The 26,077-nt window shown below is 61.8% G+C and carries 24 protein-coding genes; 7 read left to right on the forward strand and 17 right to left on the reverse strand.

All coding sequences use genetic code 11. The features are described 5' to 3' along the window. Positions 1-177: 177 nt before the first annotated feature. The gene (locus O6W96_RS18170; RefSeq protein ID WP_353470834.1) at positions 178-1,152 is read right to left on the reverse strand and encodes an alpha/beta fold hydrolase; all 975 of its coding nucleotides are present in this window, start codon (positions 1,150-1,152) and stop codon (positions 178-180) included. Positions 1,153-1,218: 66 nt separating this feature from the next. Between O6W96_RS18170 and O6W96_RS18175 the strand changes: the two genes are divergently transcribed. Further along, a complete protein-coding gene (locus tag O6W96_RS18175) occupies positions 1,219-1,791 on the forward strand; it encodes a TetR/AcrR family transcriptional regulator (RefSeq protein ID WP_353470835.1) in 573 nt (190 codons plus the stop codon). A 190-nt stretch (positions 1,792-1,981) separates the two neighbouring features. Here O6W96_RS18175 and O6W96_RS18180 read toward each other — a convergent pair whose 3' ends face one another. From O6W96_RS18180 to O6W96_RS18195, 4 genes are all read right to left on the reverse strand, one after another. Beyond that, on the reverse strand, positions 1,982-3,091 hold the full coding sequence (locus O6W96_RS18180) for an alkene reductase (RefSeq protein WP_353470836.1): 1,110 nt from the start codon (positions 3,089-3,091) through the stop codon (positions 1,982-1,984). Positions 3,092-3,214: 123 nt separating this feature from the next. Next, a complete protein-coding gene (locus O6W96_RS18185) occupies positions 3,215-3,994 on the reverse strand; it encodes an SDR family NAD(P)-dependent oxidoreductase (protein WP_353470837.1) in 780 nt (259 codons plus the stop codon). Next, the gene (locus tag O6W96_RS18190; protein WP_353470838.1) at positions 3,991-4,926 is read right to left on the reverse strand and encodes an alpha/beta fold hydrolase; all 936 of its coding nucleotides are present in this window, start codon (positions 4,924-4,926) and stop codon (positions 3,991-3,993) included. The genes O6W96_RS18185 and O6W96_RS18190 overlap by 4 nt, the downstream gene beginning before the upstream one ends. Before the next feature lie 107 nt (positions 4,927-5,033). Next, on the reverse strand, positions 5,034-5,486 hold the full coding sequence (locus tag O6W96_RS18195) for a nuclear transport factor 2 family protein (protein WP_353470839.1): 453 nt from the start codon (positions 5,484-5,486) through the stop codon (positions 5,034-5,036). Positions 5,487-5,643: 157 nt separating this feature from the next. On the opposite strand from O6W96_RS18195, the gene O6W96_RS18200 reads away from it, so the two are divergent. Further along, a complete protein-coding gene (locus O6W96_RS18200) occupies positions 5,644-6,246 on the forward strand; it encodes a TetR/AcrR family transcriptional regulator (protein ID WP_353470840.1) in 603 nt (200 codons plus the stop codon). Positions 6,247-6,322: 76 nt separating this feature from the next. On the opposite strand, the gene O6W96_RS18205 is transcribed toward O6W96_RS18200, so the two are convergent. Further along, entirely contained in the window at positions 6,323-6,832 is a 510-nt protein-coding gene (locus O6W96_RS18205; RefSeq protein WP_353470841.1) for an SRPBCC domain-containing protein, read from the reverse strand. Between the two features lie 35 nt (positions 6,833-6,867). Next, positions 6,868-7,629: an SDR family NAD(P)-dependent oxidoreductase gene (locus O6W96_RS18210; protein ID WP_353470842.1), complete on the reverse strand. Its 762-nt coding sequence runs from the start codon at positions 7,627-7,629 to the stop codon at positions 6,868-6,870. An 89-nt stretch (positions 7,630-7,718) separates the two neighbouring features. Between O6W96_RS18210 and O6W96_RS18215 the strand changes: the two genes are divergently transcribed. Further along, positions 7,719-8,618, forward strand: coding sequence for a LysR family transcriptional regulator (locus O6W96_RS18215; RefSeq protein ID WP_353470843.1), 900 nt, complete (start codon positions 7,719-7,721; stop codon positions 8,616-8,618). 140 nt (positions 8,619-8,758) lie between these two features. Here the strand turns inward: O6W96_RS18215 and O6W96_RS18220 are convergent, their stop codons facing one another. Next, positions 8,759-9,145: a winged helix-turn-helix transcriptional regulator gene (locus O6W96_RS18220; protein WP_353470844.1), complete on the reverse strand. Its 387-nt coding sequence runs from the start codon at positions 9,143-9,145 to the stop codon at positions 8,759-8,761. A 101-nt stretch (positions 9,146-9,246) separates the two neighbouring features. On the opposite strand from O6W96_RS18220, the gene O6W96_RS18225 reads away from it, so the two are divergent. Continuing rightward, entirely contained in the window at positions 9,247-10,089 is an 843-nt protein-coding gene (locus O6W96_RS18225; RefSeq protein ID WP_353470845.1) for an enoyl-CoA hydratase/isomerase family protein, read from the forward strand. 160 nt (positions 10,090-10,249) lie between these two features. Here the strand turns inward: O6W96_RS18225 and O6W96_RS18230 are convergent, their stop codons facing one another. Beyond that, complete coding sequence (locus O6W96_RS18230; RefSeq protein WP_176787215.1) at positions 10,250-11,176, reverse strand: LysR family transcriptional regulator; 927 nt, start codon at positions 11,174-11,176, stop codon at positions 10,250-10,252. A gap of 118 nt (positions 11,177-11,294) precedes the next feature. Here O6W96_RS18230 and O6W96_RS18235 point away from each other — a divergent pair, with 118 nt between their 5' ends. Then, complete coding sequence (locus O6W96_RS18235) at positions 11,295-12,020, forward strand: SDR family oxidoreductase (RefSeq protein WP_353470846.1); 726 nt, start codon at positions 11,295-11,297, stop codon at positions 12,018-12,020. A gap of 758 nt (positions 12,021-12,778) precedes the next feature. Here the strand turns inward: O6W96_RS18235 and O6W96_RS18240 are convergent. After that, positions 12,779-13,222, reverse strand: coding sequence for a hypothetical protein (locus O6W96_RS18240; protein ID WP_107959433.1), 444 nt, complete (start codon positions 13,220-13,222; stop codon positions 12,779-12,781). Positions 13,223-13,292: 70 nt separating this feature from the next. Here O6W96_RS18240 and O6W96_RS19700 point away from each other — a divergent pair, with 70 nt between their 5' ends. Continuing rightward, a complete protein-coding gene (locus O6W96_RS19700; protein WP_435372244.1) occupies positions 13,293-13,553 on the forward strand; it encodes a hypothetical protein in 261 nt (86 codons plus the stop codon). 88 nt (positions 13,554-13,641) lie between these two features. On the opposite strand, the gene O6W96_RS18250 is transcribed toward O6W96_RS19700, so the two are convergent. From O6W96_RS18250 to O6W96_RS18280, 7 genes are all read right to left on the reverse strand, one after another. Then, positions 13,642-13,824: a hypothetical protein gene (locus O6W96_RS18250; RefSeq protein ID WP_353470848.1), complete on the reverse strand. Its 183-nt coding sequence runs from the start codon at positions 13,822-13,824 to the stop codon at positions 13,642-13,644. 485 nt (positions 13,825-14,309) lie between these two features. Next, positions 14,310-15,578 carry a DUF885 family protein gene (locus O6W96_RS18255; RefSeq protein WP_353470849.1) on the reverse strand — a complete coding sequence of 423 codons (1,269 nt, stop codon included), beginning with the start codon at positions 15,576-15,578 and terminating at the stop codon, positions 14,310-14,312. A 318-nt stretch (positions 15,579-15,896) separates the two neighbouring features. Next, positions 15,897-19,697: a LamG-like jellyroll fold domain-containing protein gene (locus O6W96_RS18260; protein ID WP_353470850.1), complete on the reverse strand. Its 3,801-nt coding sequence runs from the start codon at positions 19,695-19,697 to the stop codon at positions 15,897-15,899. 101 nt (positions 19,698-19,798) lie between these two features. Beyond that, complete coding sequence (locus O6W96_RS18265; protein ID WP_353470851.1) at positions 19,799-21,118, reverse strand: MFS transporter; 1,320 nt, start codon at positions 21,116-21,118, stop codon at positions 19,799-19,801. 24 nt (positions 21,119-21,142) lie between these two features. Continuing rightward, the gene (locus tag O6W96_RS18270) at positions 21,143-21,937 is read right to left on the reverse strand and encodes a 2-keto-4-pentenoate hydratase (protein ID WP_353470852.1); all 795 of its coding nucleotides are present in this window, start codon (positions 21,935-21,937) and stop codon (positions 21,143-21,145) included. Positions 21,938-22,010: 73 nt separating this feature from the next. Then, positions 22,011-23,450 (reverse strand): mannitol dehydrogenase family protein, encoded by a 1,440-nt coding sequence (locus tag O6W96_RS18275; RefSeq protein WP_353470853.1) that lies wholly within the window; start codon positions 23,448-23,450, stop codon positions 22,011-22,013. Continuing rightward, the gene (locus O6W96_RS18280) at positions 23,447-24,958 is read right to left on the reverse strand and encodes a UxaA family hydrolase (protein WP_353470854.1); all 1,512 of its coding nucleotides are present in this window, start codon (positions 24,956-24,958) and stop codon (positions 23,447-23,449) included. Before O6W96_RS18280 ends, O6W96_RS18275 begins: the two co-directional genes overlap by 4 nt. Positions 24,959-25,018: 60 nt before the next feature. Here O6W96_RS18280 and O6W96_RS18285 point away from each other — a divergent pair, with 60 nt between their 5' ends. Continuing rightward, positions 25,019-26,056: a LacI family DNA-binding transcriptional regulator gene (locus O6W96_RS18285; RefSeq protein WP_353470855.1), complete on the forward strand. Its 1,038-nt coding sequence runs from the start codon at positions 25,019-25,021 to the stop codon at positions 26,054-26,056. Positions 26,057-26,077 lie beyond the last annotated feature (21 nt).

A 26,077-nucleotide genomic window follows, 5' to 3' on the forward strand; every position in this document is an offset into this window, starting at 1 on the left:
TCTTCGCGGCCAGCATGGCCGCTGTTAGATCGGCAATCCACTTATCCCCGCTGTTCAGATTCCTAGAACCACCTCTGGCGGGGCCGACTGAACGACGCCCGCTATCCCACCGGCCCTTCGTTTAAGGGAAAGACCGTGTTCCGGCGGGGAGCCGGCTAGGCATGAATGATGCCGCGCTTAGACGCCACAAACATTAAATCGCTGACGTTCACCCAGCGACCGGAGGAACGACACTAGCGCCGCATCGAACGCATCGGGAGCCTCTAGCTGCGGCCAGTGCCCTACGCCGTCCAGCGCGACGAAACCGCGCAACCCCGGCAGGGTTGGCCGAAGCGACTCCTCGGTCGGGCTGCGTACCGCATTCAGGCCATCTGCGGCACCTGTCAGGAAGAAGCTCGGTTGCTTGATCACGCAGCCGGCAAACGCACGATTGGCGACCGCGAAGAAGGCGTCGATCGCCCGGTAGTAGTTCAGCGGCGCATGGAATCCCGTCCGGCCGAACACCCGCACCATCTCTTGGACATAGGCGGGGTCGATGGTCGTGGGCGCACTCGGCGCCAACCGCAGCATGTGCCGGTCGGGGTCAAACGGGTCCCACCGCAACTCCGCCGGAGCCTCGCCCGACAACCAGTAGAGGCTGGCCGGAATGCTGTGGGTCGCATTAGCCCATTTCACATCGGCCTCGGCAGTCATCTGATCGAACATGTAGAAGCCGTCTGCGCCTGCTGCCCGGAGCTGATCGAGGAAGCTCGGGCCACCGGGCTGGAGAAAGGGTACACTGACGCCGAACACCGCCGCGATCCGGTCCGGGCGCATCATCGCCGCGTTCCACGCGATGTTAGCCCCGAAATCATGCCCGACTAGGATCGTTTGGGCGATTTCGAAGTGGTCGAGAATGGCGATCACGTCGCCTACCGTCTGGAAGGGTGTGTAGAGGTTCGCGTCTCCCGGAGCGTCGCTCTCACCGTAGCCGCGCATGTCGAACGCGATGGCACGGAAACCCGCATCGGCCGTCGTCTGCATAGCATGAGCCCAACTCACCCATGTCGTCGGGAAGCCGTGACAGAAGACGACGGCCGGACCGCTGCCCTGCTCGACGACGTGGAGCCGGATGCCACGGGCATCAATGTGGTGGTGAGTGAGATTGGTCATGATCGGCAAAGCATTCCACGATCGACAGCGATGGTCAATACGATCGTATTGCGTTAAGTCTCCGGCATGTCGTCTCCCTCAGTCTCCTCGCAACGTGACCTTCTGGTCGAAACCGGCGCGCGTCTCTTCCACGAGCGTGGCTATTCCGCGACGGGGGTGCGGCAGGTCGCCGCTGCCGCGGACGTGCCGCTCGGCTCTTTCACCAACCACTTCCGGTCCAAGGAGCGCTTCGCGCTCGTCGTGCTGGATCATTATGTCGCCCGCCTAGACACAATCATGAGGGTGACATTGGGCGATACGTCGCGCCCGCCAGCGCGGCGCCTCGAAGCATATTTTGACGCTATCGAGAGCGCGCTTAACGAACGCGACTGGGGCGTCGGCTGCCTGATCCCCGACCTAGCGACCGAGGCGTCGATCCACACCGAGCCGCTACGCGGTGCGCTCGCTAAGGTGTTGGAGCAGCAGACCGCCGCGTTTGCCGCGGTGCTAAACGACATTGTAGAGACCGATGGCGTCGATGATGTCGCCGCAGTGGTGCTTGCGGCGTGGCACGGGACCCTGCTCCGCATGAAAGTAGAACGATCCGGCGAGCCTGTCGCCCGTTTCAGGCGGGTGCTTCGACGCCTTCTTTCGGCGTAGATCGCTTCGACTTTCCCGTTTTCCGATCGATTTCGAGAACGCGAATGCCTTCTTGCTGTCGTTCCTTGGCGGAAAGCGGGCGGTGGGGCGGGGTCCCGTAGGCGACACCAGCTATTGACTCCAAAATACGATCCATATACGGGACGTATATCCTCAGTATGGGCTTTATTAAGGGAATTGCTTCCGCAACTCAGTTGGTTGCCGCGTCATCGACGGTCTTATAATCAATATATCCAGACGTGCCCCCTTCGTAGAAGGTGTTCGGGTCTGGTTCGGTTAGAGGCACATTTTTCTTTAGCCGATAGACTAGATCCGGATTAGCGATAAAGTCCTTACCGAATGCGACGTAATCAGCGATCCCTTCGCGCAACGCGTACTCGGCAGCGTCGCGTGTCATTGCGCCATTGATAATCAAAGGGCCTGAAAAAAGCGGTCGAAAGCGCCGTGCCATTTCCAGCGTGCGATCTTCTGAATCCAGGCCGGGAACGAACATCAATGCGGTAAGATGAAGGAAAGCAACCTTCCTCGTACTCAATTCTCTTATCAAGTATTCGTAGGTCGCCTCGGCTTCCGGATCAAGGATTATCCCGACTGGCCCGTCCACGCACGGGTTCATCCTGACGCCGACTCTGTCGATACCGATCGCCTCCGCCACAGTATCTACAACCTTCAGTAGGAAGCGTGCCCGGTTCTCGATCGTACTGCCGTACTCGTCCGTTCGTTGATTGGCACTCGGCACCAAGAACTGGTGGAACAGGTAGGTGTTGGCGGCATGGAGCTCGACCCCGTCGAAGCCGGCCGCCATGGCATTGACTGCTGCCTTCCGGAAATCCTCGATCGTGCGATTTATATCCTCCGGCGTCATGGCGCGCGGGGTTACCGTGGGCACCCGGCCGTTTCGCGTATAAGCCTCGAATTCCGGATTGATCGCGGAAGGAGCCAGCGGCAGAGCGCCGTCAAGCAGATCGGGGTGTGACACCCGACCGACGTGCCAGAGCTGGGTGATGATATGGCCACCTTTGGCATGCACGGCGTCCGTTATCGGTCGCCACGAGGCCACCTGCTCAGGCGTGAACAGCCCAGGAACTTTGATATAGCCCGTAGCCTCGCCACTGACGATCGTCCCCTCCGAGATTATGAGCCCGGCGCTGGCGCGCTGTTCGTAATAGGTGACCATCATACCGCTGGGCACCGCATCTTCATTCGCTCGCGAACGCGTCATTGGTGCCATGACAATGCGATTGGACAGGGCCATTGGCCCGATGGCCCCAGGCTCAAACAGGTTTATGATAGAGCTCATTATACGTTATCCAGCCGAAAGGGTTTGGTTGTGCGGCGATTGGCCAGTGATCTTGACAGCCGATCCCGCAGCGGATCCGCCGCTGAATGAGCATCTCATCGTCACTTGCCTGCTACTTCCGGATCACCAAGGCAGCTTCTGATCCAGGTAGAAGAAACCTCCGGTTGGGCCGTCTCGCGGAAGCGTCGCGTACATTACGGCGGTCTTTGCACCGTCCTCAAGCGACAGGTCCGCGTGTTCGCTGCTCATCTGAGTCCGCACCCAGCCTGGATGGATGGCATTCACCTTGATCGGGGTGTCTCGGAGTTCGTCGGCAAGCTGAAGCGAGAAGGCGTTGAGCGCCGTTTTCGAAGCGTCGTAGGCGAGGGCCTTGTTCGGATAGACCGGCGAGGTGGGATCCGCCTGGAGGGTCAAGGAGCCACGGACGGACGACAGGTTCACAATCCGGCCAGCCTCGGAGCGGCGCATCAATGGCAGCACCTGCTGTGTGAGTTGGATCGGTGCAAAGAAGTTTGCATCGAATGTCGTACGCAACAGATGCTCGGGCGTCTCGCTGGCGAGCTTGAAGGCCGGGGTCGCTGCATCCGGGCTATCAAGGTAGACCGCCGCGTTGTTGACCAGGATGTCGAGCCGACCATAGGCGGCATCCAAGAAAGAAGCCGCATCACGACGATCGGCCTCGTTCACGACATCGAGCTTCAGTCCGACGGCGACACCACCTCTGCCGTCGATCCGGCCGGCGGCTTCATCGGCTTTCTCTTTGTCTCGCGCGCCAACGATCACTTCGGCACCCAACATTGCGAGCTGATGTGCGATCTCCCAACCGAGACCGCGGGCAGCGCCAGTAACAAGTGCCACCTGACCGACGAGGGACTGCGGCGAATGGGGGGGCGAGCCGGTCATTGTGCCGCCATTGAAAGCGGCTGTTCCCGGAAGCGATCATCCACGGACAGAAGCTGTCTGATCCCTTCGAGCGCCGCGGTAGGGTTTTCCTCTACGATAAAGTGACCATGGTCGACGCCGTTGCCGAAGGCTTCGGGAGCAAAAGTCTCGCGCCAGATGTCCAGTGGCGTTTTTGGGCTCGCGCCGAAAACGAGTCGGCTCCACAGAATAAGAGTCGGACAGGTGATCCTTTTTCCTGCTGCCATATCCGCGAGGTCGGTTTCTAAGTCCGGACCAGCCCCGGCGCGAAAGTCTTCGCAATAGGCATGCACGTGCGCTTGATCGCTCCAATCGAGCCTGAACTGCTCTAAAGCGGCAGGGTGGAAGCAATCCAGCGTGCCGCTCCCGCTGTAGGGCCGGCACATTTCCTCGATGTATTCAGCTGTCATGCGCTGCTCAGGCGTCGGATAAGGCTCGGCCATCCATGTCCAGTGATCGAGGGAACCCGGGACCGCTTTTATCATCTCCCACACCACGAAGACCGGCAGATTGTCCATGATGCCTAGTCGCTCGATGCGCTCAGGGAAATCCAATGCCAGCTTATAAGCGACCTGCGCACCTCGATCATGTCCGACGACGGTGAACCGCTGATGCCCAAGTTGCCTCATGATCTCCGCCGCCTCTGCAGCCCACGTCGCCTTGGAATAAACGAGATGAGCGGCATCACCTGCAGGAGCCGCAGATCGGCCATAACCCTTTAGGTCGATCACCACCACGCGATGCGTTGTGGCCAGGTCCAGCGCGACCGGATGCCATTCCAAGTGTGATTGGGGAAAACCGTGGATGAGCAGCAAGGGGGGGGCGTCGTCCGGACCACCCACGCGTGCGAACAGCCGATTGCCGTTCACATGGAAAAACTGCTCGGAAAAGCCGGGGAATAAGTCGATCTGCATGTTCTGTCCTCAGCGCGCCCCTTGCGGGGAAGGCGAACTTGGAAGCTTACGACCCGCGGAGCGTTCCGCTCTAACGGGCCGTTGCGCTCTTGGATTGATGGAATTGCTTAGAGGTCGCCGGGACGGGTCATACCCACAGCGTCCCACAGGAAGCGCTCCTCATGCGTGCTGTCGAAGTCGGGATCGACGTAAATGTGGAGTCGTTTGATCTTGAGGCCGTCGAACTGGAAGACGTTGCAATAACGTCCCTCGGACCGGCCCTCGACTGGCCACGGCGAACCGTCGGAACTCACGCCGCCCTCGAAACCTTCCACGATAACATGGTCGCCCGAGACGAGAACATTCATACGCTCGAAGTCATGCTCGATTTTCTGGAGTGTGCTCATCATACCCTGGGCGGCACGGCCCACGGCTTCCTTTCCGTATCCGACGCCGAACTTGGGAAAATACATCTGAATATCGTCGGTCAGGAGGTCCATCATGCTGGGATCTCCGGCGTCGAGCTTGCGAAAATAGTCCATGGTAATTGCGATACGTTGTTGGTCGAGGTCGTTAGCCATGATGGGTCCTTCGTGCGGTGAAACCGGACCGACACGGCTGAAGCTCTCAGCCGAAAGATTCGATACCGGTCGTTACTATATCGCTTGGTATCGAATGTAGACAAAGGACGTCAAGGTCTTTATAACGATCGGTATTGAATTTTTACGAGGCAGGCAAATGGGACGCCACAGAGAATTTAACGAAGAAACCGTCCTGGACGCAGCGCTTGAGGTGTTCTGGGACAAGGGTTTTGAGGGTACCTCCTTCGAGGACCTGACGCGCGCAACCCGCGTAGCGCGCCCAGGACTCTATTCGGCTTTTGGCAACAAGGAGGCCTTGTTTCGCAAGGCGCTCGATCGATACGAAGATCGCTATATGCGTTTTATGTCCGAGGCGCTGGAGGCACCGACGAGCCGGGAGGTCGTTCGTACGATCCTGGAGGGGGCAGTCGCGATCATGACACTGAATGGTGAGAGCCGTGGATGTCTTGGTATCAATGGCGCATTGGCCTGTTCAGGCGACGGCGCAGCCATTCAGCAAGAGTTGATAGCGCGTCGCAAGATGGCGGAATCGGCTCTCCGCGTGCGATTGGAGGTTGCCCGCGATCATGGTGACCTTCTTGGATCGGCGAATTGTGCCATGCTCGCGAGTTACATCATGACAGTGAATCATGGGATGGCAGTTCAGGCAAAAGCGGGCACGTCAAAAATGTCTTTGAACGCGTTAATCGATCATGTTCTTTCTACATGGCCGTCAGTGAATACAGAATCAGGTAATTAGGCTCTTAGAGAAAATATTAGAATACCGTGTCTGCCGCGTCGTCTGGTATACCTCGCCGGGATAAAACATTCCGTAATTAACTGTCTTCGGCTAAGTCCTTGAGCGCGCGCAACCACTCGCCGTGTGCTTTTAGTAGCCTTTTACGAGTGCGTCGGCCGATGATTGACAGTAGCAATCCTTGCTGTGCTTCCTCTGTAACCACATGGCAACCGTTTGGCGTCGGCTCAATGTACCATGCGTGTGCCCCCTTAGTGCCCGCCGGCCCCTTGGCTGACCACACCAACATACGGAATGGTTCGAAGACATCGATCTTCGGATTAAAGAAGAAGCCTAACGTCTTAAAGCGAAACCTAGTATCATATTGTAGTAGCGGCCCTCCACTAATAACGGACACGTCCGAACAATGAAAATACCAATCTGGCCAGCGCTTGCAGTCTAGTAGCAGTGACCAAACGGTTTCAGGAGCGGCAGCGATATCAATTTTGTTTTGGGCAAAGACACGCGCCAAGGCGGGCCCGTGTCCTTCGGGCCAATCAATTCTGGGGTCAGGAACTAAGCCGGCGAGCGAGTTTTCCTCAGATAACATGTCGACTTAACTCCGTTGGAGGGGAACCGCATCGATCAGATCTGGACACCGCCGGCGACCTCGACCCGCTGCGCGTTGACCCAGCCGAACTCGTGAGAGAGCAGGCCTACGATCACCGGACCGACATCCGCCGGGCCCCCGACACGGCCGAGCGCCGTATGCAAGGCCAACGCCTTGTTCACTTCCGGATTATCGCGCACCACCCCACCACTGAAATCCGTCGCGATCGCGCCAGGCGCGACCACGTTGACGGCGATGCCGCGCGGTCCTAATTCTAGCGCCATATAGCGGGTTAATGCTTCCACGGCAGCTTTCATCGGGCCGTAGATTGCACGACCCGAATAGGCGAAGCGGGCAAGTCCGGATGAGATGTTCACTATCCTTCCCCCGTCGTTCATCAAGGGCAGTAGCTTCTGGGTAAGTAGGAACGGCCCCTTGAAATGAACCGCAAATTGCTCGTCTAGTTCGGCTTCTGTCCCATCTACTAGATTTGCCGACGAAGAAATGCCAGCGTTGTTTACCAAATAGTCGAACCGTTCCGCCCCGAGTGCGGTTAGCGCATGGCGAACGTCTTCGACAAAGCGGTCAAAACCGGTTGCCTGGCCGACGTCGAGTTGCAGAGCAACGGCGTTGGCACCGGCCTGTTGTATAGCTGCGACGACGTTGTCTGCTTCGTCGCGCCGGCTGCGGTAGGTTATGATCGACGAAACGCCGCGTTCTGCCAGACGTAGTACCGTGTCCCGACCGATCCCGCGGCTGCTCCCCGTGACGATCGCAAAACGCCTGATTTCTGACATGCCCAGTCTCCTCTGGCAGGAGACATAATGCGGTGGGCTGTATATGATAATGCGGTAATCAACTTACACTGCGTGCGGATTTATGAACAATGGTAGCTGATCTTTCTGCGGCTCGGGCCTTTGTGTCTGTCGCGACCGCTGGTGGCTTTCGCGAAGCCGCAAAGGCAACAGGCATCAGCGCTTCGAGCCTCAGCGGCGCCGTAAGGCGATTGGAGGACAGACTGGGAATCCGTCTACTCAACCGAACAACACGGACCGTTACAACTACGGAGGCTGGCAGCCATGTGCTGGAGCGGTTGCAAGTCGCGATGGCTGATGTGGAAGCCGCACTCGACCGTGCCAACGATTTCCGAGGGATGCCGCGTGGGACGCTGCGTCTCAACGTACCAGTGAATGCGGCTCGGCTGGTGCTACCCCGCATCCTGCCAGGGTTCACACGCGCGTTTCCGGACATCTTAGTGGAGATCGTTGTTGAACACGGGTTTGTAGATATTCTGGCAGCAGGCTGTGATGCCGGCATTCGCTATGACGAGCGGCTGACCAAGAACATGGTCGCGCTACCCATTGGCCCTGCGAAGCAACGTTTCGCAACTGCGGCATCGCCTGCCTATCTGGAAAGGCATGGACGGCCCCAGCATCCCCACGACCTATTCGACCATGCCTGCCTCCCGGCAAGGTACGGCAGCGGGGCCGTCGCCCCTTGGACTTTCGAGCGGGACAATCGAATCGTCGAGATTGAGCCTGCCGGGCCTCTGGCAATCGATGTGAACGCCATGGACCTAGCCGTCTTGGCAGCGATTGATGAATGCGGAATTGTGCATCTTTTCGAAGATTGGCTACGGCCAGCTTTCGAAAATGGCACGCTGGAAGCTGTGCTTGAACCATGGTGGCAGAGCTTCAGCGGACCGCGCCTCTATTACCATGGGCGAGATCATGTACCGGGTCCGCTGAGAGCCTTCATAAATTATGTACAGCAGAACCAATGGTAAGCCCGATTGCGAAAGCCAAGGTACAATACGTACGCCTCCGCTTTGCCCGCTGCCACGCGTTTACCGGTCTGTTGTTGATACGGGGCCATTGGGTCGATAGTTTTGTTATCAGCTTCACACCAACTCGTATGAGTATATAACTACATCGAAAAGCGGGCGTCAAAACTCTGTTGATGCTGTTGGATTTCAGACATGCGCTGTGTAGTCCACGTCAGCAACGCCCCAAGCGGCTCATGCAAGGAGCGGCCAAGCGGGGTTAACGCGTATTCGACCCCTAAAACGCGACCGTCGATCACTGTTCGGGTTATCATACCGTTGCGTTCGAGCTTCCGCAGGGTGTGCGTCAGTACGCGTTGTGTCACGCCTTCGAGCCGTCGCTTGATCGCATTAAAGCGATGCGGCTCGCGAAGCAGGACCGCCACAACCATGATCGACCACTTGTCGGCAATCTGATCAAGGATAGCTCTGCTAGGGCAATCCGAGCGAAAGACAAAATAGGGGTCGGGAAGCGCAGTATCGTTGACCATACTAGGGATACTCTAAGTGCGTAATTGATGCTAGGTATGGAGTGGATACCTTAAGGTGAAGCTATGGGCAAATTGCCTGAAGCATGCCGATAAGGGATCCTATGACCGAACTTAGCTACAAGACCCTGCAGATCTCCCGACGAAAGCGGGTCGTTACCGTCTCCATCAACAATCCTCCGATCAACGTTCTCGATGTAACCCTGATGCGAGAGCTACGAAGCTTTCTTGCCTCTGTACGCGACGATCCAGAGACACGCGTGATCGTATTCGAAAGCGCCGATCGCGAATTCTTTGTTGCTCATGTCGACATGACGTTGGGGGAGCGGCCGGACGATTTGGCGGAGCTGCAGCGCGATGTTCCTACTGGTCTGAACCCGTTTCAGGCGTTCGCAGAGGCGGTACGTGGGCAGCCGCAGGTAACGATCGTCAAGCTGGCTGGTTTTGCTCGCGGTGGCGGTGCGGAGATCGTTGCAGCGGCGGACATGGCGTTTGCCGCGGAAGATATTGGCGGCCTTGCGCAATGCGAGGCTCTGATGGGCATCATACCTGGAGGGGGTGCTACGCAATATCTTAGTCAGCGAATGACACGTGGCAGGGCACTGGAGGTCATTCTTGGCGCGGACATGTTCGATGCGAAAACGGCTGAACGTTACGGCTGGATCAATCGTGCGTTACCTGCTGATGAGCTAGACGGCTTTGTCGCACGCTTGGCGGATAACATTGCAGCGCTCCCGGATGGCGTCATTGCTGCAGCGAAGCGAGCAGTGCCACCTGAGATCGAAGCAAATGGTTTTGCACGCGAAAGCGAGGGGTGGATGAGCCTTGTCTTCCAGCCGTCGGTCGGTCAGCTTATGGCAGGCCAGCTAAAGGCGGGTGCGCAGACTCGCGATGGCGAGCGCGATCTCGAAAGCCTGTTACGCAGTGTGATCGAACGCTCCGCTTGAGACAAACCTAAAAGCGGAGCCTACCCCTCCGCTCGATTATGACAAGCGGACGCGCCAGTTGGGAAGGCCGAGGCTTTCCCAACAGGACCAAGCTCGGGAACGGCTAGCGGCGATGCCCTACAGAGGGCCATGCGTTTGCTGCATTTAGACGTACTCTCCGTCATCCTCGAACGGGCGACTGTCGTTCCTCTGCAACAAAATCGAGCAACGCGCGAAGTGGCGCCGGCACGAAGCGCCGGGAGAAATACAGTCTTGGACCTTCGAACGAAGGCCACCACTCAGGAAGAACGGGATGGAGCGCGCCGTTGTCGATGAATGGATCAAGCCAATTCTTGAAGGTTCCAATGATACCGTGACCAGCACACGCGGCTGCGATTGCCGCCGGTGCGGCGTCGACGCCGATGATTAGCCGACCCGGTGGATCAATCGTCATCGATTCTCGTCCGCGCTCGAACTCCCATGCGACGAGCGCGCCGGTCGAAAAGCGAAGCCGGATCGCGTCCTGGACCAGAAGGTCGCGCGGGCCGACTGGTGCCGCATGTCGTGCCAGATAGGAGGGAGAGGCGGCATAGGCCAAACCCTGAACGGACGGCCCGATCGGCACGGCAATCATATCTTTGGCCAGATGCTCTCCGTAACGGATCCCGGCGTCGCAGCCGGCCTCTACGATATCCACGAGCCGATCTTCCACTTCGATCTCGACCCGGACGTGTGGGTGTGATGACAGAAATCGGTCAATCAGGGGCGGGAGAATATCTACCATGACCGCGCCGGTTACATTAAGTTTCAGGAGGCCGCGCACCTCCGCCTGCGAATTAGCAGCGTCCTGAAGCGCTGCCCGGGTCTCGGCAAAAAGTGGAGTGAGCCGCGAAGCCAGCGCGGTGCCTGCTTCGGTTGGCATGACGCTGCGCGTCGTCCGGGTAAGAAGAGGAACGCCAAGCTGTAACTCGATCTCGGCAATCTTCTCGCTCACCGTTGAGGGGGAAATACCTAATTGCTTCGATGCTGCCCGGAAGCCGCGTGCCTCAACGACCGCAAGAAATACTCTCAGGCTATCGAGGCTTGCCACTTCTGCATTGTTCGCCATACCGATCAGGGTATTCGAGATTGAGAGGATTATCAAACACCGCCGAACATCCGATTGTGCCCGTGAGTGGTGGGGCGCAGGTGACGGGACGTCGCTGGCCACTACTCAGGAGCATAGCATGACCGACAAAACTGTTCTTATCACGGGTGCCAACAAAAGCATCGGCTACGAAACGGCGCGACAATTGGGCGGCCAAGGCTTTCGTATCTGGCTTGGCAGCCGGGACGCGGATCGAGGGCAGGCAGCCGCTGCAAGTCTTGCCGCCGAGGGGATTGCCGTCCGAGCACTGACGCTTGACGTGACCAGTGACGAAAGTGTGCGATGTGCAGTTGCCCGCGTCGAACGTGAGGACGGCAAGCTCGACATCCTGATCAACAATGCCGGTATATCCGGGCTTCAGCCAATCCTCCCGAGCGAGCAGCCGCTCCATGACATCAAGGCCATCTACGAGACGAACGTCTTTGCGCCGATCCGTGTGACGCAGGCCTTCCTTCCACTTCTAAAGGCAACGATCGATGCCAGTGTGATCATGGTTAGTAGCGGGCTCGGTTCGCTGGGCTGGCTGTCGGACCCGAGCAACCAGTTCCACGGCGTCAACATCCTCGGGTATAATAGCTCGAAAACCGCGCTCAATGCGGTGACAGTGGCGTTTGCCAAAGAACTGGCCGGCAGCGGGATCACGGTGAACGCAGCGGATCCCGGCTACACTGCGACCGATTTCAACGGCCATAGCGGATACCGTACTGTGGAGCAGGCTGCGGCGGGCATCGTATGGCTAGCGACCCGGACCGCCAGAGATATGACCGGCGGCTTCTACTTCGAGCAAAACGAGGTACCTTGGTGAGGTAAGCAGGGCAATCGCCACCCTGAGCCTACTTATGACGTCAGCCAGCCGCACGTCCTCATTACCCGACGCTTTCCTGCACCATAGTGCCGATAGTAGCCGGCGTGTCGATACGACGAGTACCAAAGGATAACCCGTCGTATCGACCGCTGGCTCTCTCCTGGCAGCGGGGGCGAAACCCATGCTGCAATCCAAGCTTTCGGCATCAGCGGACGATACTGGTTTGGTTCGAGCGGAAAACAACGCGTTATGAGCCTGGTCGCTCGTTTATGGCCCCGCCATGTTGATGCTCGATGGGCAACCTCTCGCTGAAGACCGGCTTATCGATACGCTTATCCAAGGACGACTACGGCTCGCGGACATTCTCGAAACGCGATCGTTTGTGGGACAGTCGCCAGCTGTGAGCTGCAACGCGCCGACACGGCCGTGCGAGCGCACATAAGACAGAGCTTCAACCCTCAATGGAGCTTCTGCAGTGCCGTTTGGTAGGGTGCCGTTTGGTCTTCCTTTGTTAGGACTCCAGGCGGACCAAAGGGCCAATCCGAGCCAAATTTTTGATGTTCCTTTTTGGCGCAAATCGGACCGGCCAGAGTAGCAAAGCAAAGGGTATACCCTAAGAGCACCGGGCTGTCAGAGGTACGGTTCGCACCGGCTAGAATCTCGAGAAGTGGGCATGCCCGTGATATCGCGTTGGAGTTCGTGCTATCAATGACACCGCCGTCGCAAGGTTGGTCGTCGCGCTGGCGCCGGCGAGATGATCATGCCGTCCGATGCATATCCGTGATCGACGCCGTGACCGCCGTGGCGCTTTGGACTTCCGATGCCTGCGCCGCTGCCGCCATCAGATCGACGTCCGTCAGATCGCGGCGATCGATCCACCATTTGGCGTCAGTGACCTGAAGGCAAGCGTAACAATCGACGCCGCTATTGGAGTTGATTAGGACTGCGAGCCGCTTGGTCCTGATCGTAGACGCCCAACTGACTTGCCGGTCGGTGCCGGTCAGCGGTGGAAGATCAAGATGGGAGATAGCAGCGTTGCTCAACGCTGCTGCAGCGGCTTCCTCTGCTCGCTTTTCCGCAACGAAGCAGTCTCGACAGCTCGTCGTCTTCAGCCATTTGACCTTGCGTTCCTGCTGGCTGTCAAACCCGGTAAGATAATGACCCTGCTCATGACCGCAGGCGTGAATGATCCGCTGTTCCATGGCTAGGATGATGGCCGTTCGTGGTTTGTGCGCAACGGCAATGAGTCAGGTTGAATCAGAATTGCGGCCAGTGACTGACGACTCAGGCGAAGGCATTCCCGACCGGCTAAGCTGGCGCAACGCCGTCAGCGTTCACCAGATCTGGGCCAACCAATGTGCCGATAAGCCGGACGCGTTTTTCTACCAGATCTACGGGGGTGCGATGCAGTTCCAGCTCGTAGCGCCCGCCGACATCGCGGCGAAGATAGAAGGCCCCGCCATCGCGGATCAGCGTGCCTATCTCATCGATCCGGGTGCCAATCGCTACCATCGCTGCGTCGTCGCCTTATAATGATCGTTAAAGTTGCGGGAGATCCTTTGCGTAACCGATGTGCCTCGGTGGGGGCACGTGATTTTGCCACTCCGTTCCCGACGGGCGCTCAGAGACTGATATTCCGCCGCGCCATTTCCGCGAACGCCATATCCCCGATTGGCGGGCGGGGTTCGGCTTTAAAGATGTCAGCCAAATCGAGCAGATCCTCGTTGGAAAGGTTCGCGATCGAGGCTTCGATTTCGGCAAGGCGACGCACCGCGTGATTGCCGCGATCGGCGACCCGCTTCATTCTTGTCTTGAGCATGTGGCCTTCTATCATAAACGCCGTGGCGGAGGCAGGGGCATTAGCGGCCGGTTGGTTGAGGTTATTCGGCAAAGACACCCGCTACCCACAGGCGAAGAAGCTTCTCCAATGGAGGACCGCACCACGTTCTGGCAGCGGATCCTGAAGCGGCAGGAACGCACTGCTTCACAGTATACGGCGTAATAAGGTGCATGCGGACTGTCCGCATTTACAGTCAAACTGGTGGAAAGCGGCCAGGCCGTTATCAGTCTGCGATCGGCGTAAGCAGCCGTTCGTTCATTTGATGGGGCAGGGGCGCAATTGGCCGATCCTGGTGAAAGCGGAATGGCCGCTTTCGAACGCCGCAAGCGGAGCGGTGGACGTACGTTCATATTCAAGAGTAGAGACGGTTTAGGTTACGGGGGGTATCTCGGTAGAAAGGGTAATCTCTTCAACCAGATCATTTGAATTCATGATTATCGACATAATTATCAAGTAGATAAGATTCGGCTTCGTCCGGGAAGCAATAGGCTTCTATGATAGGCGGTAGGTGATCTACTTCGGCTTTGGTCGACGATTGCCAGCCAAGCCAATGCCTCTGCAACGCGAATGCCCGGTTCGAGGGGGATCCGGGCCAGTTCAATGTCGAACGGCGCAAAATAGGCGGGTTGACCTTGCCATTCGGTAAAGCGGTCACGGGCCTGACCGATCGACCAGCCGTGGAGGTGGATACCTAGATCGACGAGCGCACGGGTGACGCGGAACAGAAGCCAGTGGATATGGCCGAGCGCATCGTGGGGGTCGGTATAGGCGCCGGCTTTTTCGGCAAGTTGCTCGGCGTAGATGCCCCAGCCTTCGACGAAGGCCGACGCGTATTCGATGCGGAGCGGGTGGGGCGGGCTGGCACCCTCCAGACCCAACTGGATCATGTGGCCGGGGAGCAGTTCGTGTGCGACGACGCTCGGGAGCGTCCAGCGTGGACGGCGGCGGATGTCCTTGAGGTCGACGACATAGGCGCCGGCCCGGGTTGGAGTCGGGACCTCTCGATAGCCGCCGCGGCCGGCGGCGATCTCCTTTGCGGATAACGCGCGGGCGCTGGCGTTCAGGCACCAGGGAGGGAGCGCGCCGAACGCCGTCGGGATTTTGGCTCGCGCGGTGGCGAGAATACGGTTCATGTCGCCAATTGCTTCGGCGCGGCCAGCAGCGGTGTCGGGATAGAGAAAGCGCTCGTCCTGCCAGAGTTTGGCATAGCGTGCTGCGACCGTCCCGTTGGGTGCGCCGATCCGGTCGAACAGGTGCGCGGCGCGGGCGTGGAGGCGGTTCAGTTCTACGAGAAGCCGGCGTTCGGCATAGGCCGGCGTCATGGTGCCGAGCGAGCGTTGCAGTAGGAGAGCGTACCAGTCCGCGCCGCCCTTGAAGCGTCCGACTCCGGGAGCGGAGGGCGCGGTGTCGCGGAGACTTTCGAGCGCGGCGATCTGTCGATCGATCGCGGGATTTGGGAGCGCCGTCCGCAGAGCGTCGACCGTGCGATCGAGAGACAGGCGGGGGAGGACGATGCCGGTTTCGGCATCGGCGAGGATCGCGGTGGTGTCGGCGTCGATCCTGGCGCGATCGGGGCGTGCCGCCTTCCATGCGCCGGTCGTCGGGGTGACACGATAGGGGCTGCGTCCGGTGCGGCCGAACGCCGACCTTGCGATGGCGGCATCGATCGCGAGACCGGCGCGAGCGGTGATCAGATCGAGGCGGTCACTCGGTTGCAAGGCGTGCGGGTCGAAGGGGGCAAGCAGGAGGAGTGCTTCGTCTGGATCGGTCGCCGCGGCTGCATCTAGGGCCTGGCTTAAAGACGGGGTAGTCTGGGCGTGCGTATTAGCAGTGAAAAACACTGATGACGCCAGTCCAGCGAGTATCTTTCTGCGGTTCGGCATCATCCCATATACTCCCGTTCGCCCTGAGCGACGTCGAAGGGTGCGATGCAAGGTAGGTGTGCTTCGACTTCGCTCAGCACGAACGGGGTAGGGGCGGTCACGTTATCGACAGAGCAGGCGTCGGGACATCGGGGAAGCGTCATGGGGTGCGCGTCATTTGCGCAATGCCACGCGGTTGTTTGCCTGCGTGATTTCGGGCTCGTCTTCGGTAAGCGCGACGTGGACGGCCAGCCTCTCGGGATCGACGTGGGACGGGACCGCCAGGTTCACGATTGCGGTCCGGGGTTGGAGATCGAGTGGGGCGGCGAGCGGGGGAATGCTCGCGGAGGCGAACACTTTGCCCGCCGCGTCGACCAGATCCGCGTGGCCGCCTCTCGCGCCCTTCGCGCCGAGACTGTGGACGGTGACGGCTACGCTCCGACCCTTCACGACGACGTCGTCCGCGCCGATGCCGAGGTCTGCGCGCTGGTCCACCGGGGTGCCCGCCTCGACCAAGGCGAAGTCGAATACGGTCGTCCCCGGTGCGAACGTCACGTCCGTCGTCGCACTGCGTTCGAGCGTTATGGTCGTCGCGCCGCCGATCGGTGCGAGCGTCTTGCCGCCGTCGGTGCTGCCAGACGCCTGCATCGACCAGCGGCCAGCGGTGACGGTCCAGGTCGACATCGTCGCACGCTGGGCGTGATCGGTGGTGTTGTAGGCGATCACCCGGAACCTGGTCGGCGTCGCGTCGGGCAGCAGGAGCGCGACGCGTGTCGCCGCGCTCGGCTCGGCGAAGCGCCAGCTTACGGTATTGCCAGGCCAGCTCTGGTTGCGGCGCAGCGCGATCCCACCGAGGCGCTCCCGTTGCAGGATCTCGCTTGGCTGGTCGACGCGGTCGCTCCACCAATGACCTTCGGTGTACATGTCCATGTGTTGCGACTTGTCGGCGATCGCGTCGGCGTGGAGTGCTTCCAAGGGGGCGGTGTCGCCGGTCGCGGCCCAGGCAGTGTAGCGGGCGAACGGGTCTTCGGACTTGGCGGTGGCAAGTTTGGTGCGGGCCGCCGCGCCACCGGGGAGTGCGTCGAACGCGTTCTCGTTGAATTCGGCCAGCGCGCCGGGGCCGGCTTTCGCGAGCCGTGCTTCGATCGGGCGGAGGTATTTCGCGTCGCCGGTGTAGCGCCATGCGGCCCAGGTCGCCTGCAGCGAGGTGGTGATGCCGCCGCCGTCGCCGGTCCGCTCGGCGTCGGTGCGCCAGTTGATCTCGTTGGGATAGCTCCAGCTGCCGTCAGGCGCTTGTTTGCCGTGCGCCATCCAGCCGTCGATCACGCCGGTGACGAGCCCGCGCGCGAGCGGATTGGCGTTGTAGAGGCCGACGAGCATCGGGCCGTGCATGACGGTGAAGGCATAAGGTTTCTGCCATTCCCATGCGCCCTCGCGGTACATCTTCCGCCCGCCATACCAGTTGCTGGCGAAGTGCATATGGCCGGCGGGGTTCTTCAGGATCACGGTCTGGAGGGCCCGCGTATTGTCCATCAGGCGCTCGACCGCCTTGGGTTCGCCCCAGTTAAGGTACAGGCGTTCGGCGTTGCTGTTCAGGCCCTCCTCATACGCGTGGAGTTCGTCGGCGGTGATATAGCCGAGGCCGTTCACGATCATGCCGTTCTTGTAGACCGCATCCGACAGCGCGCGGAGCGAGGTGTTGATCTTGTCGGGCTCGACTCCCATCAGCGCCAAGCCAGGCCATTGCTGGGTCAGGTCGGTGTCGTCGGAAATGCCACCGCCGAAATCGCCGTAGGGGACTTGCCGCTCGTCGATCCACCAGGTGACGAACTGGCGGACGCGTTTGAGGTCTTCGAGCTGGCGGAAGGCCCATAGCGGGACGCCGGCGGGCGCGACCGGCTGGACGAAAGGTGGCAGGTTCTCAGGGCGATAATTGATGTCGGCCCAATAGGCGCGCGCGCGCGCATTGTCGGGGTCGACGCGGAGCAGGTCGGAGATATCGGCGAACAGGCGCTGGTAGAGGCCGGCGCGTTTCGACGCGGTATGCTCCTCGACGAGGAAGCCCCAATTGTCCTTCACCTGCGCCATGCGGTCGGCGATGTGTTCGGGCAGGCTTTCCGCACGAGGTTTGAACACGAGACGAATCTTGGCGCCGTTGATCGCGGTGGCATCGAAGTCCGGCGCGGCGCTCGCAATCGTCAGGTAGAGGCTGTCGTTCGGGAGAATGCGGTCGCGCAGGTCCAGCCACAGCGTGCGCGCTTCGTTCGGACGGACCGAGACGGAGAGGTCGATCATGTCGCGGCCGGGCCAGATCGGGTCCTTCACGCGGACGTTCAGCGCGATCAGACCGGCGGCGTCGGGCTTGGCGTTCAGCGCGGGGATGTCGAGGGCGATGCCGTCGAGTCCGTCGTTGAGGTTCTGCCAGCCGTAATCGAACGCGCGGGCGAGCGGGCGATCGGGGAGCGCGTCGCCGAAGCTTGCCGGGATCAGGATGTGGACGATCGGGGCGGCGTCATTGCGGCGGACGGGCGCGCCGGATGCGCCGCCGGTGCCTGCGCCGACCGCAGCTTTGAGTCCGGCCGAGGGCATCGCGACGACGGTGCTGCGTTCGTCATGGGCGAAGCGGCCGGCGATGTAGGCGTTGAGGGGGGCGAGGGCTGCGAGGTTGGGAGAGGCGGTTGCGTCTACGGTGTAGGAGAGCTTGAAGCTGCCGGCGGGTTCTGTGCCTGCGCCGATGTCATAGGCCCAGAGCTCCTGGATCGGCTGCTCCTGCATCGTGTTGGTGAAGCTCAGCTTGCCGCCGGTGCGGGGGGCGAACTGGTTTACGCTGCGGACAGTGCCTTGGGCGCGGGTGGCGATCTGGGTGGTCTTGCCGCCGTCGTTCCAGTCGAGCCGGCCGTACGCCGCGCCGCGGATCTCGACGCGGTTGACGCGTTCGCCCTGCGGGATGGTCAGGTCGTAGCGCTTGCCGCCTTCGACATAGGTGTTCCAGTCGGGCAGCTCGAAATAATCGTCGCGGCCGGGCAGGCGCGAGCGGTTGTAGATGCCGGGCCAGGTCGTCTCGGCAATGCCGTCGACGCCCTTCCACATCCATTCCTTGAGGTCCTTCGCGTCCGCGAATTCGACCTTCCGGACGCGGGTGACGGGGGCGTCGAGCACGGGTGGGGCGGTCTTGTCCCAGCCGTAGCGGTGTAGCCACGCGGTGCGCTTTGCGCCGGAGTCGCTCGCGGGGGCGGGGGACGGTTCGTGCTTGTCGGCGAGCGCTGCGACATTGGAGGCGGCGAGGATGCGGTCGTAGACGCGGATCTCGTCGAGGTCGGAGCCGCGCATGAAATTGTAGCGGCTCTGGACCTGGTGGGGGGATATGACGCGGCCGGCTAGGCCGAACTGGTCGAGGCCGCTGTCGAGGTCGGCCTTCTGGTCTTTGCTCGCGACCAGCTTGCCGTCGACGTAGAGTCGCACGCCGACGGTTTCGTCCCAGGCGAAGGCGATGTGCGACCAGGCTTCCGCGGCGGGAGCTTGCGGAATCGTCCAGGAGACGCGGATGCGTGAGAGGTTAGCGTCGGTGACGAAAGCGTCGAAGCCGTGCCCGTTCCAGTCGATCCGGAGGAACGCCATGTCCCAGCTCGAATGGTCGGCGAACCCGGTTCGGAAGATCACGAACGGCGCTTCGCCGACAGGGGTGCGGGCGCGCCAGAAGAAGGCGAGTGTACCGTGATCCGCGCGGATGTTGCCGGGGGCTTTCCACGCGACATAGCCGTCGTCGGCCCAGCGCGCGGCGCCACCGATCGCGCCCTTGGGGGTGATGTCGACGCCGCTGCGGAAATTGGGGACGGGATCGCCAGCGGCGTAGTCCGCGGTGAGGCTCTTGTCGGCGGAGACGTGGAAGAGGAGGCCGGTCGCATCCTGTGCTTGTGCCGGAGCGATGCTCGCAACGGCTAATGCTAGGACGGACGCCGTGGTGAAACGCTTCACTGCTCTCTCCCTGGGGCCAATCGGCATTGAGCGATTTGACCAAATGTTCGTCGTCAGAAGCTTGTTCTCCCGCGAAGGCGGGAGAACAAGAAACGACAACTTCAGCCCGCGTCCACTCTCGCCAACCTCGGCGAGAGTAGATGCACGACAGTGATCGCGATCAGGTATGTGCTGCCCGCGACCGCGAAGATCAGCGTGTAGCTTCCCGTCGTCTGCAAGACGTAGCCGGTGAACTTGGCCATCATCATGCCGCCGATCGCGCCGACCGTGCCGCCGATCCCGACCACCGACCCGACCGCGCCGCGCGGGAACATGTCCGACGGGATCGTGTACAAGTTCGCCGAGAATGCCTGATGTGCCGCCGTCGCCAAACCGACGATGCCGACCGCCAGCCAGAGATTGTCGACATATTGCGCGAAGAAGATCGGCATCACCAGGAACGCGCAAGCCAGCATCGTGACCTTTCGCGCGAAATTCGCGGAATGGCCTCGCTTCATCAGCTTCGACGACGACCAACCCCCTGCGACGCTGCCGAGATCGGACAGCAGGTAGATCGCGACCAGCGGCGGACCGAAGCTCTTGAGATCCAGATGGTATGTCTTCGCAAGAAAGTCCGGCGTCCAGAACAGGAACAGCCACCAGATCGGATCGATCAAGAATTTCCCGAGCGCATACGCCCAGGTCTCTCGGTAGCCGAGCAGCTTTAGCCAGCCGATCTTCTTCGCCGGATCGGCCGGATCGCTCTCGATATGCGCGAGTTCGGCCGGCGACAGCTTCGCCACTTCGCGCGGACGACGATAGATCGCGATCCACGCCACCAGCCAGATCAGGCTGATCGCGCCGGTGATGATGAACGCCATCCGCCAGCCGAACGCGATCGTGATGATCGGCACGATCAGCGGCGTGATCACCGCGCCGATGTTCGCGCCCGCATTGAACACACCGGTCGCGAACGCGCGCTCCTTGGCGGGAAACCACTCAGAGACCGCCTTGATGCCCGCGGGGAAGTTGCCCGCCTCGCCAAGGCCGAGCACGACGCGCGCCGCGGAGAACTGGAACGCATTGCCGGCGAACCCGCACAGCGTGTGGCCGAGCGTCCAGATCACGAACGCGACCGAATAACCAATCCGCGCGCCGAGCACGTCGACGATCCGGCCGAAGCTCAGATAGCCGATCGCGTAGGCTGCCTGGAACCAGAAGATGACGTCGGCATAGGTCGTCTCGTTCCAGCCGAGTTCGGCGGAAATGGTCGGCTTCAGCACGCCGATCATCTGCCGGTCGACGTAATTGATCGCGGTCGCGGCGAACAACAGGCTGCAGATCAGCCAGCGATAGCGGCCGATCTTGCCACCTCTTCCCTCGTCACCGATCGCGCCGTTCGCGCTGGCCGCGCCCACCTCCGGCATGTTCGTGCTCGCCATTGGCTTCTCTCCTAAAGACAGCCTCTAGCGGGCCTTGATGGTGCAGTGGACGGCGAACCGTCCGTCGAAGCGCGCCTCGACCCGGTCGCCGATCACCACCGGATGGACGCCGGTGACCGCGCCGGTCGAAACCCATTGTCCCGGTGACACCGCGATCCCGCGCGCCGTCAGATGTTCGAGCAGATAGCGCACCGCACCGAACGGCCCGTCGAGCATCGTCGCACTCGTCGCGGCACCGATCAAGGCGTCGTTGATCCGTAGTTCGACCGGCCAGTCGTTGACGTCGCCCTCGCGCCACCCCTCCGCATCGGCGCCGACGACGAGCCCGTTATTGTTGCCGAAATCGGACACGGTGACGGTTGGCCCGAGCGCGTTGATCCCGGGGAAGGGCGAACTCGCGATCTCGATCCCGACATGCACCGCGTCGATCATCGCGCGGGCTTCATCGATCGTATAGGTCGACTTGGCAGGGTCGGGCGCGGTGCCGATTCTGAGCAGGAATTCGGCCTCTGCCGCGGCAAACCCTTGCGCGAACACTGGCATAGCGACCGGACCGGCGCTGGCCATGACGATTTGATCGGCGAAGATGGGGCCGGTCAGGCGGTCGATCCCGTCGAGCGGCGGGTTGATCCGGCCGACCTTCCAGCCCGCCACGACGCCGTCCGCGAGCAGCAGCGCCGCGTCCTGCACGGCATAGCCCTCGTCGAGCGTGACCGGCACGTCGCCGGGAAATTCGGGAACGACGCCACCGTCGCGGCGCGCGTCCACGAAGGTCTGGGCGATTCGTGTCGTGTTGGTCGTGTTCGGCTGTGCCGCCAAGAACCCCTCCTGTGATGTCATTCTATTTTTTCGAAGCGTATGGGAAACCGGTGTCATTGACAAGCCGACTTGCTCAGCCTGCGAACAACGAGCCCCAGTCTTCGTCGTGAGCATCGGTAGCGGCGCGGCCGAGCGCGGCCATTAACGTAGCGTCCGCAAGCACTTCGCGAGGAATGCCGAGGCCTTCGTCCGTCAAGCGCGCGACGATATCCGCTGGGCTGCCCTCGGATGCGAGTATGGCCAGCCTGTCGCCGACGGGGTCGACGATCGGCTGTCCGCGGCGCGATCGGCGGATCAGGAACGCGGTCCAGGCACCGAACGCCGCGACGACGTGCGTCGGCATGCGTCCCGCGCGGCGATTGGCGATCAGCGTGTCGCCGAGGCGATAGGGGAGCTTTTGCGAACCGTCCTGCGCGATCTGGTCGAGCCGGTGGACAATCACCGGGTTGCGGAAGCGTTGCAGGACGGCTGCGCGATAGTCCTGAATTTCGAGCCCGTGGACGGGGGGCAGCATCGGGATGATGTCACGGGCGATCATCGCGTCGACGAACGCGGCCAGTTCCGGGTCGCGCATCGCGTCGGCGACGCTGCTCGATCCGCGCAACAGCCCGGCATAAGCAAGTGTGGAATGCGCGCCGTTGAGGATTCGCAGCTTGGCCTTTTCATAGCCGCCGACGTCGGTGGTTACGGTCGCGCCGACGCTGGCGAGGTCGGGGCCGAGAGGGCGACATGTGTCCTCGATGACCCATTGCGTGAATGATTCTCGCTGGACCGCGGCGCGATCCTCGACGCTCAGGGTTGCGGCGACATCGGCGTAGAACGCGGCGTCGCTTGCCGGGGTGATCGAATCGACCATCGTCGAGGGCACGCGGACCTCGCCCGCGATCCAGTCCGCCAGCGAGGAGTCGGTTCGGGCTGCAAAAGCAACAAGTGCTGCGTGCAGCTTGGCGCCGTTGCTCGCGAGGTTGTCGCACGGCATCGGCACAAACGGGGCGGTCCCGGCGGCCCGGCGCGCGGCGAGGCCGGCGACGATCCAGCCGACGACGCTGCGCGGAACCGTCGTTCCAGCGAGATCGTGGACGATATCGGGATGGCCCATGTCGAGCGTGCCATCGCCCGCAAGACAATAGCCCTTCTCGGTCACGGTCGTCGTCACCAGCGCGACGGCCGGATCGGCAAGCAGCGCGTGGGTCTGTGCCGCGTCCTCAGGCCCTAGGAAGCGGCGGTGGGTGCCGATCACGCGCAGCGACGGATCGGCGTCGCGGATCGCAAGGGTATAAAACCCGTCCTGCTCCGCCAGTGCGTCGATCGTACCGCGCGTCCGCATCGATACCGCGGCGATCCCCCAGCGAGGATCGTGCATCAGCAGGTCGTTGACATAGGCTGCCTGATGCGCGCGGTGAAATGCGCCGGGACCGAAATGGACGATGCCGACGCCGCCGGATGGACGCCCTTTCGGGCTTTGTACGGAGTCGGGCAGGGCGGACAGGTTTGCGAAAGACAGTCGGTTCACAGCGTTACGCCTCGTTTCCAGATCGCGATCTCGCGTTCGCCGTTGCGCTCGGCGGCGGTCTCAGCACCCGACGCGACCTGCATGATGCGCGCAAGCAGCGCCTCTTCGGTTGCCAGGAAACCGTCTTCCAGCACAGCGCCGGCGTCGAAATCAATCCAGCCGGGTTTGCGCGTGGCGAGATCGGTGTTGGACGCGATCTTGATCGTTGGCACGGGGAAGCCGAGCGGCGTGCCGCGTCCGGTGGTGAACAGGATCGCGGTCGCCCCCGCTGCCGCCAGCGCGGTCGAGGAGACCGCGTCGTTGCCCGGCGCCTCGAGCAACGTGAGGCCGTCGATCCGGACCCGCGCGCCGTACTCGATCACGTCGGCGACCGCGGCACGGCCCGCCTTCTGGACGGCGCCGAGCGACTTTTCCTCGAGCGTGGTGATGCCGCCGACGACGTTGCCGGGCGAGGGGTTCTCCGACACCGTCTCGCCGTGATCGAGGAAGTAGCGTTTGAAATCGTTCACGACTGCGACGATCCGGTCGAACACGGGCTCGCTCGCCGCGCGGTTCATCAGCATCTGTTCGGCGCCGAAGATCTCGGGGATTTCGGTCACGAGGACGCGGCCGCCAGCCGAGGTGACGCGGTCGCTCATCCGGCCGACCAATGGGTTGGCGGTGAGGCCCGACAGGCCATCCGACCCTCCGCATTTGACGCCGAGGACGAGCTTGTCGAGGCCGACGGTCTGTCGTCGAGCGCTCGCCAGTGCGGCGAGCTCGGCGACCAGCGCGCAGCCCTCCGCGATCTCGTTGCCGCTGACCTGCGTCGTCAAGGTGCGGATCATGCCGTGTCGCGACTCCGGGATCGTGGCGAGCAATGATTTGATCTGGTTCTCCTCGCAGCCGAGCCCGACGATCAGCACGCCGCCGGCATTGGGATGGCAGGCGAGGCTCGCCATGATCGTGCGCGTGCCCTCCAGGTCCTGGCCGAGCTGCGAGCAACCATGCGGGTGCGTGAAGGCGTGGACGCCGTCGACGCTATCGCCGACCAGCGCCGCGGCCTTGGCGGCGATCCGCTCGGCGGTGCGCGCGACGCAGCCGACGGTCGACAGGATCCAGATCTCGTTGCGCGTGCCGACGCTGCCATCGGCGCGGACATAGCCTTCAAACGTCGCGGCCGATGCGCCGGGGGCAGACGCGGTATCGACCGGGTCGAACCGATAGGCGAGCGTGCCTTCGAGGCCGGTCTTGAGATTGTGCGAATGGACGTGCGTGCCGGGGGCGATCGGCTGCGTCGCGGTGCCGATCGGGAAGCCGTATTTCAGCACGGGCTCACCCGCCTCGATCGGTGCCAGCGCGACCTTGTGACCGCGCCCGATATCGGCGCTCAGGACCCATGCGTCTTCGCCTACCGTCACGACTTCGCCCGCCAGCGCATCGTGCAGCAGCGTCGCCACGCCGTCGCGCGGATCGACTCTCAGAGCCTTGACCATCGCATCCTCTATATCGGTAACCGGTGTCAGCATTATGCGGCCGCGACAGCTTTTCCGCAAGACGGCTCGGTCGGGTCAAGCTATGTCGTTGTAATGCAGAAGACCGGTCAGCCGACGATCAACGACGTTGCCCGGATCGCCGGGGTCTCCAAGAAGACGGTGAGCCGGGTAATCAACCGGTCGCCGTTGCTCAACGACGATACCCGAAAGCGGGTCGAGGACGTGATCGGCGAGCTCGGCTATATCCCCAACCCGCAGGCGCGCGCGCTGGCGCTCCGCCGCAATTTCCTGATCGGGCTGGTCCACGACAACCCCAATGCGCAGACCGTGCTGAACGTGCAACAGGGCATGTTGGAGGCGTTGCAGGGGACGGAGTTCGAGATGGTGGTGCGGCCGCTCGATCGCGGCTCCGCGACGATGCTCGACGATCTCCGGCATTTCCTCGAGCGGCAGCGGTTGTTCGGCGTGCTGCTGATGCCGCCGGTCAGCGAGAATGATTCGGTTGCCAAATTGTGCGATTCGATCGGCTGTCGCTATGTCCGGATGGGCTCGGCGGTGATCGACGATACCGAGCACATGGTCGCGTCGAACGACCGCGAGGCGGTGCGGACGGCGACTGAATATCTGATCGAGCAGGGGCATCGCCGGATCGGACTGGTCGCAGGGCCGCACGGGTTCCGTTCGGCACGCGAACGGCGTCTGGGGTTCGAGGATGCGCTGGCCGCGGCCGGGATCGCCTTGCCCCGCAGCATGATCGCGGACGGCAATTACACGTTCGAATCGGGGCTAGTCGCGGCGGAGCGATTGCTCGACGTGATGCCGCGGCCGACCGCGATCTTCTCGTCCAATGACGAGATGGCGGCGGGGATCATTCACGCCGCGCGGCAACGCGGGCTCGACATCCCGCGCGACCTGTCGATCATCGGGTTCGATGACACGCCGATCGCCGCGCACGTCTGGCCACCGCTGACCACGGTGCGCTGGCCGATCGCATCGATGGCGCGCTCGGCCGCGTTGAAGTTGATCGCGGGCGCCGACGATGGCAGCGATCTGGTCGAGGAGCCGTCGCTGTTCCTGTCGACGCTGATCCGGCGTGCATCGGTTTCGCCACCGGCGGAAGGCGAGTCGTAGGCTGATCGGTGGAAATCGCAG

It is taken from the genome of Sphingomonas faeni, assembly GCF_040407495.1.
GTDB lineage: Bacteria > Pseudomonadota > Alphaproteobacteria > Sphingomonadales > Sphingomonadaceae > Sphingomonas > Sphingomonas faeni_D.

Excerpts from the sequence above, each read along its gene's own strand:
- O6W96_RS18170 (WP_353470834.1), bottom strand. The coding sequence starts at position 1,152 with ATGACCAATCTCACTCACCACCACATTGATGCCCGTGGCATCCGGCTC.
- O6W96_RS18175 (WP_353470835.1), top strand. The coding sequence starts at position 1,219 with ATGTCGTCTCCCTCAGTCTCCTCGCAACGTGACCTTCTGGTCGAAACC.
- O6W96_RS18180 (WP_353470836.1), bottom strand. The coding sequence starts at position 3,091 with ATGAGCTCTATCATAAACCTGTTTGAGCCTGGGGCCATCGGGCCAATG.
- O6W96_RS18185 (WP_353470837.1), bottom strand. The coding sequence starts at position 3,994 with ATGACCGGCTCGCCCCCCCATTCGCCGCAGTCCCTCGTCGGTCAGGTG.
- O6W96_RS18190 (WP_353470838.1), bottom strand. The coding sequence starts at position 4,926 with ATGCAGATCGACTTATTCCCCGGCTTTTCCGAGCAGTTTTTCCATGTG.
- O6W96_RS18195 (WP_353470839.1), bottom strand. The coding sequence starts at position 5,486 with ATGGCTAACGACCTCGACCAACAACGTATCGCAATTACCATGGACTAT.
- O6W96_RS18200 (WP_353470840.1), top strand. The coding sequence starts at position 5,644 with ATGGGACGCCACAGAGAATTTAACGAAGAAACCGTCCTGGACGCAGCG.
- O6W96_RS18205 (WP_353470841.1), bottom strand. The coding sequence starts at position 6,832 with ATGTTATCTGAGGAAAACTCGCTCGCCGGCTTAGTTCCTGACCCCAGA.
- O6W96_RS18210 (WP_353470842.1), bottom strand. The coding sequence starts at position 7,629 with ATGTCAGAAATCAGGCGTTTTGCGATCGTCACGGGGAGCAGCCGCGGG.
- O6W96_RS18215 (WP_353470843.1), top strand. The coding sequence starts at position 7,719 with ATGGTAGCTGATCTTTCTGCGGCTCGGGCCTTTGTGTCTGTCGCGACC.
- O6W96_RS18220 (WP_353470844.1), bottom strand. The coding sequence starts at position 9,145 with ATGGTCAACGATACTGCGCTTCCCGACCCCTATTTTGTCTTTCGCTCG.
- O6W96_RS18225 (WP_353470845.1), top strand. The coding sequence starts at position 9,247 with ATGACCGAACTTAGCTACAAGACCCTGCAGATCTCCCGACGAAAGCGG.
- O6W96_RS18230 (WP_176787215.1), bottom strand. The coding sequence starts at position 11,176 with ATGGCGAACAATGCAGAAGTGGCAAGCCTCGATAGCCTGAGAGTATTT.
- O6W96_RS18235 (WP_353470846.1), top strand. The coding sequence starts at position 11,295 with ATGACCGACAAAACTGTTCTTATCACGGGTGCCAACAAAAGCATCGGC.
- O6W96_RS18240 (WP_107959433.1), bottom strand. The coding sequence starts at position 13,222 with ATGGAACAGCGGATCATTCACGCCTGCGGTCATGAGCAGGGTCATTAT.
- O6W96_RS18250 (WP_353470848.1), bottom strand. The coding sequence starts at position 13,824 with ATGAAGCGGGTCGCCGATCGCGGCAATCACGCGGTGCGTCGCCTTGCC.
- O6W96_RS18265 (WP_353470851.1), bottom strand. The coding sequence starts at position 21,118 with ATGGCGAGCACGAACATGCCGGAGGTGGGCGCGGCCAGCGCGAACGGC.
- O6W96_RS18280 (WP_353470854.1), bottom strand. The coding sequence starts at position 24,958 with ATGCTGACACCGGTTACCGATATAGAGGATGCGATGGTCAAGGCTCTG.
- O6W96_RS18285 (WP_353470855.1), top strand. The coding sequence starts at position 25,019 with ATGCAGAAGACCGGTCAGCCGACGATCAACGACGTTGCCCGGATCGCC.